This window comes from Streptomyces sp. NPDC102258 (assembly GCF_055584685.1).
In genome coordinates this window covers 490,651-504,155 of the sequence record NZ_JBVJLO010000002.1, presented here as the reverse complement: position 1 = coordinate 504,155, position 13,505 = coordinate 490,651, and the positions used below count along the sequence as shown (strand labels likewise).

The following is a 13,505-nucleotide window of genomic DNA, read 5'->3' as shown; positions in this document are numbered from 1 at the left end:
GGGCCGCCGGACGCCCTGCCCGCCGCGTTGTCAGTGGCGCTCGCTAGTCTCCCGACATACCGCGGCTGACAGGGCTCTGACGCCCTGTTCCATGCTGCGCAAGAGCGTTTTCGGACAGGCGGGAGGGGCACGGGCTGATGGGGTGGCTGGCGGTGGACGAGGGGTACGAGATAGCCCTCGTGGAGGGACGGGTCGCCGTGCGACGGCCCGCGGGGCGGCAGTTGAAGACGGTCCCGAAGGCGTTGCGCGACCACCCCGAGGTGGACCGGCTGCGCCGGCTCGCCGAGTGGCTCGACCGGCACGAGGCCGCCTGCGCCGCCCAGGTGGACACCTGGATGGTGTCCTCCCTGCCGGTCCCGACCGCCCTTCTCGCCCGGGTGTGGCCCGACGAGGCCTGGCAGGCCGCCCTGCGCGACCTGGCCGTCGTCCCCGACTCCGACCCCGACGAGGTCGGCTTCCTGCGCGGCGCCACCGCGGAGGGCGAGCTGAAGGTGGTCGACCTCGACGGTGAGACGGTGCGCCTGCGCCCGCGCACCGTGACCCTGCCGCACCCGGTGCTGCTGCCCGACCTGGACGACGTACGGGAGTTCGCGGCCGAACTGGACCTCGTGCAGCGGGTCGAGCAGATCCACCGGGCGACCTGGGTGAAGCCCGCGGACCTGTCCCCCGGCGCGAGCGAGGTCAAGGAGTACGCGGGCGGGGCCTTCCCCACCCGCTTCAGCCTCGCCGCCCGCGCCACCGGCCTCGGCTACCGGGTCTCCGGCGGCTACGCCACCTGCGCGGTGCGCGACACCGGCCGGGCGGTGGAGGCGGCCGTGTGGATCGGCGAGCCGTACTGGGACGAGGGCACCGAGACCGGGCCGCTGAACTGGCACGACGGGGAGGGGCGGGCCGTACGGCTCGCCGAGGTCGGACCGGTGGCCTGGTCCGAGGGGATGCGGATGGCCGCGGCGCTGTACGCCGGGCGCACGATCGAGGAGGGCGGGAACGCATGAGCACCACCACCGTGCAGACGACCGGCACCACCGGCGGGGAGAACGCCGCACTGCTGGCCGCGGGCGCCGTCCTGCCCGCCGACGCCACCGGCGCGGGGCCGTCCGCCGTCCCGCTGACCGCACGCGCCTACACCCACCCCGCGCTCGGCGACGGGCGGTTCGTCGTGCGGCTCGCCGCCGCCGAACTGGGCGCCGCCGAGGACCTCGCGGCCGGCTTCCTGGGCCTCGTACCGCAGGGCGAACCGCCCGTCGTCGGTCTCGGCCGGCGCCGGGCGCTCGGCTTCCCCGAGTGGGTGCTGGTGCACCATCCGCAGGACGGCCACCACGCCCTCGCGGTCGTTCCCGAGCTCGACCGGCTCACCCGGCACGCCAAGACCAAGCCGAAGGCCGCCCTGGACGCCGTCCACGAACTGGCCGACCGGCTCGCCGCCGCCGTCCCGCACTTCCTGCCCGTCTTCTACGAGCAGACCGCGCGGATCTTCCTCGGCGTCGAGAACACCACCTACGCCGCCCAGCTGTTCGGCCGGGCCCGCGCGAGCGAGGCCCGTTACGGGCTGCGCGTCGACGAGGACCGCCTCGACGCCGTCTTCCTCGAATTCGCCCTGGCCGGCGCCCTCCCGGTGAAGGTCCTCACCGGGTACGGCAGGGAACTCGCCCAGCGGGTCTCCCCCGCCGAGGCCCTCACCCGCTTCCGCCGCCTGTGCGTACGCCGCACCGCGGGCGGCCTCGCGCCGTCCGCGCAGGCCACCACCGAGCTGCGCCGCCTCGCCCGGGCCGCCGCGGTGGCCGCCGGCGAGGCCGAACAGGAGTACCTGGCCGAGCTGCTGCCGCTGCCCGCCACCCAGCGGGCGGCGGCCGGCTGGTGGAAGGCCCACCGCGCCGCCCTCGTCGCGCTGGCCCGCCGCGAACCCGCCGTACGGGGAACCCTGCTCGGGATGACCCCCGCCAGCGGTGGCGAGGCGGGCGCCCTGGCCGCGCTCTGGCTGGAGGTGCTGGAGGAGTCCGGCGCCACCGCCGGACTGGCCGACGCCGGCCTGCCCGCGCGGGAGCGCTGCGCCGACGGCACGGCCGGCTGGCTGGAGCGCTTCCACACCGCCCGGCACTCCGGCTGGGGCACCGCGCCCGAGCTGCCCGCCCTGCTGACCCTCATCACCCGCTGCGCCCGCATGCTGCGCGCCGAACTGGCCCTGCCCGGCCGCGAGGAGGGGCTGCGCCTGACCCTCCAGGACGTGAACCTGATCGACCTGCTGCTCTCCCTCGGCCTGACCGTCACCGAACCCGGCGACGGCCGGCACGGGGTCATGGGCCTGGACCAGTGGGCCCGCTCGGCCGAGCCGCGCGACCTGCGCGCCCTGTGCGCCGACGAGCGGCTGCGGCCCGCGTTCCTGCGCGCCCTGGACCGCCAGAACCAGCACGGCTCGGGCAGCCGTGACACCGTCCGGCGTCTCGCCGCATGCCCCGGCAGCGCCCCGCTCGTCGCCGACTGGGTCCGCGAGGTGGCCGCCGAGTCCACGGCGGCCGCGCTGCCGGACCTGCCCGACGCGATCCGGCGGCTGACCTGGCTGCCCGCCGAGGCCCTCGCGCTCGCCCCGGCGGAGGTGTCCGAGGCCGCCTCCACCGACCTGGGCGAGGTCCTCGCCCGCACCCTGCGCGGCGGCCTGCTGGAGGAACTGGTCTGGCCCGTCTGGGAGGCGGCCGTCGCCGAACTGTCGCCCGCCGGCGACCGCCGCCGCCTGACGGTGATGGACGCCTGGCCGTACGTCATCGTCGCCGGCGACACCCAGGTCCGCGTCCTGGACGCCGACTCCACCGTGCTCACCCACGACCTGCGCGTCCCCCGCACCGGCGGCAACCACCGGCTCGGCTTCCACTACACCGACGGCGACCTGCTGGTGTTCTGGGTCCCCTACGACGGCCCCGCGCAGGGCTACTGGCTCAGCGCCCCGCACGACGTGCTCACCCTGGGCTCCACCGCCACCTACTGGTCGGTGCGTTCCGGGCACGTCACCCTGCCCCTGCCGGGCGGCGGCCGCACCACGGGCGCCGGCGTCCTGCACCCCGGCGACAGCCGGCTCCCCGCCGAACGGCCCGTCATCAGCGACGGCTCCGCGTACTGGACCTGGCTCCCGGGCGCGCACCAGGACGGCCGGCGCGAGGAGGCGGGCTGGACCGAGTACGACCCCGCCACCGGGACCCACGGCCGGCGCTCCCTGCCCGCCTTCCTCGCCGACGCCCTGCGCGACCACCCCGCCGGCAGCGCCCTGTCCGACCACACCGGGCAGACCTGGCTGCGCCCGACCCCCACCGTCGAGGGGTCGGTGCTCGGCGCGCCCGTGGACGGACTGCTCGGCTGGCGCACCGTACACACCCCCGGACAGGACGCGCACGGCTGCGACACCGCCGGACGGACCGTCACCCTCGGCGCGGGCGGCGGCCACCTCCGCCAGGCGGTCACCCTGCCCGGCGACGACCGGCCCCGGGCCGTGTCCTGCGGCTGGCGCACGCTCACCCTGCACGACCCGGAGGGCGTCCCCGTCTCCCGGATGACCGGCGACCACCACAACGAGGCGTACTCCGCCCGCGGCGCGGAGCTCCCCCCGCTGCCCTACTGGTACTGCCTGCGCGCCCGGGACCCCGAGGGCTCGGCGGCGCTGCGCGCGCTGGACACGGACGCCGCCCGGGCCCTGTGGAAGGCCGCCGACGCGGCCGAGAAGAGCGACGAGGTGCCCGCGCTGGTACGGGCCGCCCTGCCCCGGGTCACCGCGCCCGCGCTGCTCGGCGGCGTCGTCGCGGCCGTGCACAGCGCCCGGGTCCACGGCCGGGCCCTGGCCAGGGTCGCCGAAGACCTGACCCGGGAGCCGGTCGGCCCGCGCACCGCCGCGGCCGACCGGGGCCCCGCGGACAACCTCCTCGACGACGCCCTGAACGGTCTGGTGGGCCCCGGCCACTACCGCTACGGCGGGGACAACGACGCCGCGTACCGTTTCCTGCGCACGCTGGCCGGGGCGGCCGCCGACACCGCCGCCGCGGGCGTGCCCGGACGGCTGCACCTGGACGTCCCGAAGCTCGCCTACTCGGCGTTCCCCTGGACCGGGCCGTTCCTGGAGCGGCCCGCCGCGGTCGCGTACCGGATGGCGGTCACCGGCACCGCCGACGAGCACCGGGCGGCCCTCGGCCGCGTGCTCGGCGAAGCCGCCGCGCTGGGCCTGGACTCCGCCGAGGGGTCCGCCGCGCGGTGGCGCCGGGTACGGGTCCGGCTGGACGGGGACCGGCTCACCGGCGGCAACGGGCGCGAGCGCAACCTCCGGCACCGCTCCGTGCTGCCGCTGGGCGGCGGCGCGCTCCTCGGCGTCACCGATCACGGGGAACAGCGGCCCGGGGGCCGCGAGTTCGACGCGCTGCTGCACGACCCGGCCGGGGACTTCGCCACCCCCGCGCCCTACACGGCGGCCGGTCCGGGCGCACCCGTCGGCGACCCGGACCGGGCGGCCGGCTGGCTGGCCGCCTTCCTCGCGGAAGCGGACCGCCGGGGCCCGGCGCCCTGGTTCCCGGAGGCCGCCGAGGAGTTCGGCCGGCTGACCGGGGTGTCGGCCGCCGTGGCCCGCCTCGTGCTCGCGGGCCTGCCGCGCGTGGACTCGTACGAGCAGGGGTTCCTCTCCCCCGAACTGCGCGCCACCCTCGGCGTGAAGGCCACCGAGGCCGGGCACGCCCGGAACGACCTGAAGGAGCTCGGCTTCGACGTACGCCGGGAACTGGTCGCGGCGCTGCTGCCCGCCGACCCGGCGCTGCTGTGGACCGAGGGCCCGGACGCGTCCGCCGCCGCGCGGGTGTGGAACCAGCGCGTGGGCCGCCGTACGCCGGTGCCCGAATGGCTGCTCGCCGACGCCACCCGCGAGGTGCGCACCGGCTGGACCCCGCACCGGGCGCTGCCCGCCCTGCTGGACCCGGCGGCGTCGGCGACGCTGTCCGCCGATGTCGAGTGGACCGTCAAGGGGGACCACGCCGAGCCCGCCGTGCCCGTCGCCCGGCCCTTCGACGCGTCGGTGCTGACCGGGGCGGCGGCCCTCACGGCCTGGCTCGCGCACCGGCTGCCCGCCGGACACCCCGTACGGGCCTGTCTGCCGCCCGCGCTCACCGCGGTCCGCCAGCGCCTCGCCGCGCCCGGACTGCTGCTGGCCGCCGGGCACTACCCGGCGCTCTCCGACGTCCGGCGGGCGGCCGGTACGCCGACGGAGACCGGCCCGGGGTACGAGCGGTACGGCGCCGTGGTCCTGGCCACCGCGGACAACCGGCCCCGGCCCGCACTGCGGACTTCGCTGCTGGACTCCACCGGCTCGGACCCGTACCTGCCGCTGCTGCGAGGCACCGACCAGCGGCCCTCCGCCACGGAGACGGCCCTGCGGCTGGTGCACGACCCGGCCTTCGCGGCGCTGCTCGCCGACCCGGGGGCGCCGGTGGCCGGGGCGGTGGACAAGGACGGCACCTGGTGGGCGCAGGATCCGGCCCGCAGCGCGCCGGAGCTGGTGGCGCGGGCGGGCGCCGCGTACGGGCTGGGCGCCGACGCCGCCGCCCTGTACCTGATGCTGCTCGCCATGCCGGACCCCACCGACCGCAACACGGTGCGCTGGACGGGCTGGAAGCCGGCCCGGATGAAGGCCGCGCGGGCCGAACTGGCCGCTACCGCCCTGGTGGTGTCGGCCAGCCGCAGCCGGGCCGGGCGCGGCCTGTTCCTGCCCGGCGGCTGGGCCGAGCCGGCGGCGCCGGTACTGCCGGTCGAGCGGTGGAAGCTGCCCATGTACGCGGTCGTGGCACCGGGCGGACTCCCGGCGCTGGGGGTCCTCGTACCCACCGAACCGGCCGCCGACCTGTACCGGCGGGCGTGGGCGCGGGTCCGGGAGGGCGACGAGCCGCGCTTCGAACAGCTGAAGGTGAAGCGCACGGCTGCGCGCCGCCGCTGATCCGCGCGGCCGACGGGCGGGGCGCCCTGGCGCGCGCCGCCCGTCGGCCGCGCCCCCTTCGCGGGGGCCCGGACCACCGCGCCTTCCGGGCGCTTTCAGAACTTCCGAGAACGAGGACACGAGGAACCGATGACCGTCACCGAACAGCCCGCTCCCGCCCGGCAGGTCATACCCGCCGAGGAACGGTACGCGGCCGAGCTGGCCTTCCTCGCCGCCCAGGACACCGGACCCCGCCCGCCCGGCTGGGCGCTGACCCCGCGCGCGGCCGTGACCTTCGTCTGCGGCAGCGACGGCGCGGAACTGGCGCTGCCGAAGCGGCGTGCCGGGCTGCCGTCCAAGCTGGTGATCGCACCGAAGTTCGTCGGCGAACGGGCCCTGGTGGAACGGTGCGTGGTGACCCTGGCCGGGGAGCGCGGGCTGCTGCTCACCGGGGAGCCGGGCACCGCCAAGTCGATGCTGTCCGAGCTGCTGGCGGCGGCCGTCTGCGGCACCAGCGCACTGACCGTGCAGGGCACGGCCGGCACCACCGAGGACGCCTTCCGCTACGGCTGGAACTACGCGCTGCTCCTCGCCCAGGGCCCGACCCCGCAGGCACTGGTCGACTCCCCCGTGCTGTCCGCGATGCGGACCGGGCGGGTGGCGCGGGTCGAGGAGATCACCCGCTGCCTGCCCGAGGTGCAGGACGCGCTGGTGTCGATCCTGTCCGACCGGCGGATCAGCGTGCCCGAACTGACCGCCACCGAGGACGCGTCGGTCAGCGCGGCTCCCGGTTTCACGGTCATCGCCACCGCCAACCTGCGCGACCGGGGCGTCTCGGAGATGTCCGCCGCGCTCAAGCGGCGCTTCAACTTCGAGACGGTCGCGCCGATCGCGGACCCCGACGCCGAGGCCGCGCTGGTACGCCGCCAGGCCGTGGCCGCCGTCCGGCGGGCCGGGGCCGCCTTCGGGGTGGACGACTCCGTGCTCGACGCGCTCGTCACCGTGTTCCGGGACCTGCGCTCGGGGCGCAGCGCCGAGGGCTGGGACGTGGAGCGGCCCGGCACGGTCATGTCCACCGCCGAGGCCGTGCAGGTGGCGGCCTCGCTGGGGGTCGCGGCCGCGTACCTGCCGGGCGGGGACGTGCTGGACCTGCTGCCGGGGCACCTGCTGGGCGTCGTACGCAAGGACGACCCGGCCGACCACGGGCGGCTGCTGGGGTACTGGGACGGCCCGGTCCGCCGCCGGGCCGAGGACGGCTCGGCGATGTGGCGCCGGCTCTGGGACCTGCGCGGGAGCCTGCGTTGACGGTCACCGATCCGCGGAAGGCGGTGGCGGCGCTCGCCGCCTCGCGCGAGCCGTACCTGCTGGGCGTACGCCACCACAGTCCCGCCCTGGCGGCGGTGGTGCCGACGCTGCTGGAGGCGTCCGGGGCGGAGGTCGTCTGCGTGGAGCTGCCGGCCGAGTTCCAGCCGTGGCTGGCCCACCTGGCCGACCCGGAGACGGTCGCGCCGGTGGCCCTGGCCGGGCTGGGCCGGGAGGGGCAGCTCGCCTTCTACCCGTTCGCGGACTTCTCGCCCGAACTGGCCGCGGTCCGCTGGGCGCGGGGCCGGGGCGTGGAGGTGGTCTGCTGCGACCTCCCGCTCGGCGACCGGGGCTGGTCGCCGGAGCCGGAGGCCGGGGCCGGGGAGCCCGCCCCGGCGGCGGTCCGGGCGTACGCCGACGGGCTCGCCCGGGCCGGGAACGGGCGCCAGGGTGACGACCTGTGGGACCGGGCCGTCGAGGTGCTGGCGCCCGGGTGCAGCGCCGAGGCGGTGCGGCGGGCCGCGCTGGGCGTCGGCTGGGCGCTGCGCGCCGACGCGGACGCGGTACCCGCGGTGGACCTGGCCCGGGAGGCCCACATGCGCCGCACCATCGCCGCCGCGGGAGCCGGCGGGCGCCGGGTCGCGGCAGTGATCGGCGCCTTCCACGCCCCGGCGCTGCCGCTGGCGGATGGGCCCGGGACCGGGTCGAACCGCCCCGCCGACTCGGCGGGGGGCGGTGCGGCCGTCGCCGGGTCGGGGGACGTCCCAGCGGTCGGGGCAGGGCACGGCCCGGCGGTTGGGATGGGGCACGGCCCGGCCGTCGGGACGGGGCACAAGCCGGCCGTCGGGTCGGGCGACGATACGGCTCCGGACGGCCCGACCGTCGTCACGACGGGGCACGGCGCGGCGGGCGGGGCAGGATACGGCCCCACCGTAGGGACGAGGCACAACCCGGCCGTCGCGGCGGGGCACGGCTCGACCCCGGACGGCCCGGCCGTCGTCGCGGCGGGGCACGGCCCGGTCATCGGGACGGGGGACGGCACGGCTCCGGACGGCCCGGCCGTCGTCGGGTCCGGGCGCGGCCCGGGCGGCGGGACGGGGCGCAGCCCCGGTGCGGAGTCGGGGCGCGGGGCCGCTGGGGGCGATGGGACCGGCGGGGGGACGGAGGGGGTCGTGACCTCGTTTGTGCCGTACTCCTTCGATCTGCTCGACTCCCGTTCCGGATATCCCGCCGGGATCCGGGATCCGCTCTGGCAGCAGGCCGTGCTCGAAGCCGGCGGAGATCCCGGGCGGGTGCGGGAGGCCGCCTCGGTCGCCGTCACCGGCGTGTGCCGCGAGCTGCGCCGCGCCGGGCATACCGCCGGGACCGGGGAGGCCGCCGAGACGCTACGGCTCGCCTGCGACCTGGCGGTGCTGCGCGGGCTGCCCGCGCCCGGCCGGGGCGAACTCCTGGAGGCCGTCCAGACGGTGCTCGGTCACGGTGAGCCCCTCGGCCGGGGCCGGGCGCTGGCCCGCGCCCTGGAGGCGGTGCTGGTGGGGGCGGGCCGGGGCCGGACCACCCCGCACGCCCCGCGTTCCGGGCTCGGTCCCTCCGTGGAGGCGGAGCTGGCCGCGCTGCGGCTGCCGTCCCCCGCGGACCCGGCCCCCCGGGAGGTCCGCCTCGACCCGTTGCGCTCCGAGCTCGACGGGCGCCGCGAAGTGCTGCTCCAGCGGCTGCTGGTGTGCGGGGCCTCCTACGGGGAGCCCGTGAGCGTGGCCGCCACCGGCGACGGCACCGCCCTGGGGAGCAAGTGGCGGCTGTCCTGGACCCCTTCGGTCCCGGCCCGCCTCGACCTGGCGGGGGTCCGCGGCGTCACCGCCGCCCAGGCGGCCGCCGGGACGCTGCGCGAGGGGGCGCGCCGCGCGGCGGCGGAGGGCGGCCCGACGGCGGCGCAGGTGCTGACCGGGCTGGCCGCCGCCGCGCGATGTGACCTGCCCGAGCTGGTCGACGTACGACTGGAGGAGGTGGCGCAGGTGCTGCCGGCCGGTGCCGGGCTGGCGGAACTCCTGTCGGCGGTCGACCTGTTGGAGGGCCTTCGGCGCGGCCACCTGCCCGCCGCGCCCGAGGCGCGCGAGCGGGCCGGCGCGCTCGTCGGCGATCTGCTGGACACCGCCGTACGGGCCCTGCCGGGCCTCGCCGGGAGCGACGACCCCGCCGACGCGGGCGCCCTGGTGGCCCTCGCCGACCGGGCCGCCGCCCGCCGGCTGGGGCTGCGCATGGACGCCGCCCTGGCGCAACTGGCCGTCGAGGGCAGCGCGTTGATGCGCGGCGCCGCCCTCGCCGTGCGGGTGCTCCTCGACCTCGACACGGCCGCCGGGCTCGGCGAGCGCGCCGCCGCCTGGGTCGACGGGGCGGCCGGCGCCGAGGGCCGGCGCGCGCTGGCCCGCCGGCTCACCGGACTGCTCAGCGCCGCCGGGCCGCTGCTGGACGCCTCGCCGGCGGCGCTGACCCCGCTGCTGGACCGGGTGGACGGGCTCACCGACGCCGGGTTCCTGGAGCGGCTGCCCGCGCTGCGCGCCGGGTTCGACGTCCTCGCCCCGGCGGCGCGGGAGCGGCTGCTGGCGACGGTGACCGAGCGGCTGGGCGACCGGGTCGACCTCTCGCTGGACGCGCCGCCCGCGCTGCTCGCGCTGTGGGCCGCCGCCGACGCGGCGGGCGCGGCCGCGCTCACGTCGCTGCCGTTCGCGTGCGAACCGGCCGCAGCCGGGGCGGTCGCCTACGGTCCGCGTACGGAGCCCGAGGAGCCCGAGCGGGACGGGCGGCGGCTCGCCCCCGCCGACCGGTGGCGGCTGCTGCTCGGCCGGCAGCGCGACCGGCTCCCGGCCGGTGCGCGCCGCTACGCGCGGGCGCTGGACGAGCTGTACGGGTACGGGCGCGGGGAGGGCTCCGACGACGTGGGCCGTGACGCCCCGGGCGGCGGGGACGGGCCTTCGTTCCCGACCGCGCGGGAGTGGTCGGCGGAACTGGAGTCGCTGTTCGGGACCGACGTACGGGAGGAGGTGCTGGCGGAGGCGGCCGACGCGGGACGCAGCGACGTACTGGCCCAGCTGGACCCGGATTCCGTACGCCCCTCGGTGGAGCTGCTGAGCGCGGTGCTCTCGCTGGCGGGCGGCATGCCGGAACAGCAACTGGCCCGGCTGCGGCCCCTGGTGCGGCGGCTCGTGGACGAGCTGGCCAAGGAGCTGGCCACCCGGCTGCGGCCCGCCCTCACCGGGGTCGCCACGCCGCGCCCGACCCGGCGCCCGGGCGGCCGGCTGGACCTCGCGCGCACCCTGCGGGCCAATCTCGCGCACACCCGGCGTACGGACGACGGCCGGGTGGTGGTGGTCCCGGAACGGCCGGTGTTCCGCACGCGGGCGTCCCGCGAGGCGGACTGGCGGCTGATCCTGGTGGTCGACGTCTCCGGCTCGATGGAGGCCTCGGTGATCTGGTCGGCGCTGACGGCGGCGGTGCTGGGCGGGGTGGCGACCCTGTCCACGCACTTCCTGGCCTTCTCTACCGAGGTGGCCGACCTCACCGACCACGTCGACGATCCGCTGTCGCTGCTGCTCGGGGTCCGGGTGGGCGGCGGCACCCACATCGCGGCGGGCCTCGCGCACGCGCGGACGCTGATCACGGTGCCGAGCCGCACGCTGGTCGTGGTGGTCAGCGACTTCGAGGAGGGCGCCCCCCTCGGCGGCCTGCTCGGGGAGGTACGGGCGCTGGCCGCCTCGGGGGCCCACCTGCTGGGCTGCGCCGCCCTGGACGACGCGGGCGCGCCCCGGTACTCCGTGCCGGTGGCGCGGCAACTCTTCGCCGCCGGCATGCCGGTGGCGGCCCTCAGCCCCCTCGCCCTCGCCCGCTGGGTGGGCGACCGACTCCGTGGAGAACCCCGATGAGCCGTGTGCTGTTGCCCCCCGTCGCGCCCGAGGTCCTGGCGGAGGCGGTGGAGGGCCTGACCGCCCGGCTGCGGAAGCGGCTCGACGCGGCGATCGCGGAGTGCGCGGCGGAGGCCGAGGTCGGCCCCGACGGGGGCGTCACCCTCCGCTTCGGCGAGGACGCGCTGGTCACGCTCCGCCCGGGCCCGTCGGGCACCCTCACCGACCCCGCCCAGGCGACCTGCACCTGCCTCCTGTCCCCCCGCTGCCTGCACCGCACGGCCGCCCTGGGCGCGGCCCCGCTGGCGGACCCCGGGGCGGGTTCGGAGACGGAGCCTCACGCGGAGGCCGAGCCGGACCCCGCCGTGACGGGCCCGCACGCGCGGCCCGGCGACGGCACCGACGCCGGATCGGCCCCCGGGGCCGGGGACCCGGACCGGGCCGCCTCCCCCGGCGGCGGCGCGTCCGCGCCCGGCCCGGGGACCGGCGCTGACGGCGTCTCCGGCTCCGCCACGGCGGCCGGTCCGGATCCTGGGCCCGGAGGGGCGGCCGCGCCCGGCGGTCGCCGCACCGGCGGGAGCGCCCTTGCCGGGGGCCCGACCGGGAGCGGCGTGGCGGTCGCGCCCGGCGCCGGGTCAGGCGGGCCGTCCGGCGGCGGGCGCGCCGCCGGGTCTGGTCTCCGGTCCGGGGCGGGCGGGGCCCGCGACGGGTCCGGGCGCGGGCCGGCCACCCCGGGAGGCGGTGACGTGGAGGAGGAGGCGGCTGCGCTCACCGGTGCGCAGATCGCGGCCGGGGCCGGGCTCTGGGCGGCCGGGGCCGAGGCGCTGGCCGCCGGGGTCACCGCCGCCGGCGCCGTGACCCAGGCCGAACTGCTGCGGGCCGCGCACACCGCCCGCCTGGCCGGGCTGCCCCTCGCGGAGGCCACCGCGTTGCGCGTCGTACGCGGACTGCGCGGCGCGCGGGAGCGTGCGGCCGGTCAGCGGCTCGGCGACCTCGCCACCGCGTTCCGCGAACTGCTGCGCACCGCCGCCCTGCTGGCGTCCGGGATGGGCGGCCCCGGGCTGACCGGTGGCGGCCGTCGCGCCTACACCGCCGGGGGCGCCCTGCGCGTGTACGGCCTGTGCCGGGAGCCGGTGCTGACCGCGACGGGGTACGGGGGCGTGGTCACCCACCTCCTCGGCGCCGACGGCTCCGCGTACTCCCTGTCGGACGTCCGCCCCGGCGGGCCCGCCCGGGCCCGCGGGGCGGGGGCCGCCTCCGTGGCCCTCGGCGGCGGCGCCCTGGACCACGCCGGGCTGTCCCGAGGGGGCCTGCGCGTCGTCGGCGCCACGGTGTCCGCCGACGGGCGGCTCGGCGCCGGACGCGGCGTACGGGCCACACCCGTACCCGGAACCTCGTGGGAGCAGGAGCCCCTGGCCGCCCTGTTCGCCCGCCCGGCGGCCGAGGCCGTCGCCGGACTGCTCGGGGACGAGGGGACGGAGCCGGGCCTGCTCGGCTGCGACGTCGAGGTCGTCGGCGCGGCGGACGACCACCTCCTGGTACGGGAGACCCGCGCGGGCGCCCCACTGCTGCGGCTGCGCCCGGCTCACCCGCACCCCGAGCTGGCGCACACCGCCAACCTGCGCCGCCTGGCCGGGCATCCGGGGCTGGCGGTGCGCGTGCTGGGCCGTCCGGACCCCGACCGGGCGGCGACGCTGAGCCCGCTCGCGGTGGGAGCGGTGCCCGGGGCGGCGTACACGCTGCGGCTGCCGACCCAGTGGCGGGACCGGGCCGACCTCGGCTACGACCGGCTCCAGGGCAGCCACTTCCCGGCCGCCACCGCCGCCGGGGGGCGACCCGCCGAACCGGGGCCGGACCCGCTGGCCGACGCGCCGCTGTGGCGGGTCGCCCGGCTGCTGGAGACGGGCGTGGCGGGCGGGCGCCGGGCGGTGGCGGAGACGGCGCGCGGACCGCAGCCGCTGACGGCGTACGCCCCGCTGCGCCGGGCCGGCTTCACCGCGGCGGCCGACCTGGCGGCGGTACTCGTGGCGGAGGCGGACCGCCGCCCCCGGGACGTCTTCGGCCGCCTCACCGACCCCACGGCCGACGCCTACGCCCGGGCCTGGCTGGCCACCGCCACCCACCTGGCGGCGGCCCGCCGCTCCCTGGTCGCCGCGTCGTGGGCGTGACCCCGGAGGCGACCCCGTCACTGCGCTGACGGCGTCGCCTCCGGATCGGGGCTGGCGCCCAGCCGTGGTTTCGGAGCATCACCGAGACACGCCTGGCCCGGCGCCCGCCCACTCCCGTCGGGGTCGACCGAACCGGCGTGACGGCGCCCACACCGCTGTTGGCGCCCGCGGTGACGACAGCACCCGTGAGAACGGAGGGCAGGGGGG

5 protein-coding genes are annotated in these 13,505 nt (G+C 78.7%); all 5 read left to right on the top strand.

What is annotated here, in order from left to right; genetic code table 11:
• Positions 1-137: 137 nt before the first annotated feature.
• The 5 genes from ACZ6ZT_RS05420 (at position 138) to ACZ6ZT_RS05400 (ending at position 13,298) form a co-directional block, all read left to right on the top strand.
• Positions 138-995, top strand: coding sequence for a DUF4132 domain-containing protein (locus ACZ6ZT_RS05420; protein WP_469715743.1), 858 nt, complete (start codon positions 138-140; stop codon positions 993-995).
• Positions 992-5,953: a DNA-binding protein gene (locus ACZ6ZT_RS05415; protein ID WP_469715742.1), complete on the top strand. Its 4,962-nt coding sequence runs from the start codon at positions 992-994 to the stop codon at positions 5,951-5,953. Before ACZ6ZT_RS05420 ends, ACZ6ZT_RS05415 begins: the two co-directional genes overlap by 4 nt.
• 129 nt (positions 5,954-6,082) lie before the next feature.
• Complete coding sequence (locus tag ACZ6ZT_RS05410) at positions 6,083-7,237, top strand: ATP-binding protein (protein ID WP_469715740.1); 1,155 nt, start codon at positions 6,083-6,085, stop codon at positions 7,235-7,237.
• Positions 7,234-11,151: a DUF5682 family protein gene (locus tag ACZ6ZT_RS05405; protein ID WP_469715738.1), complete on the top strand. Its 3,918-nt coding sequence runs from the start codon at positions 7,234-7,236 to the stop codon at positions 11,149-11,151. Before ACZ6ZT_RS05410 ends, ACZ6ZT_RS05405 begins: the two co-directional genes overlap by 4 nt.
• Positions 11,148-13,298 (top strand): hypothetical protein, encoded by a 2,151-nt coding sequence (locus tag ACZ6ZT_RS05400; RefSeq protein WP_469715736.1) that lies wholly within the window; start codon positions 11,148-11,150, stop codon positions 13,296-13,298. Before ACZ6ZT_RS05405 ends, ACZ6ZT_RS05400 begins: the two co-directional genes overlap by 4 nt.
• Positions 13,299-13,505 lie beyond the last annotated feature (207 nt).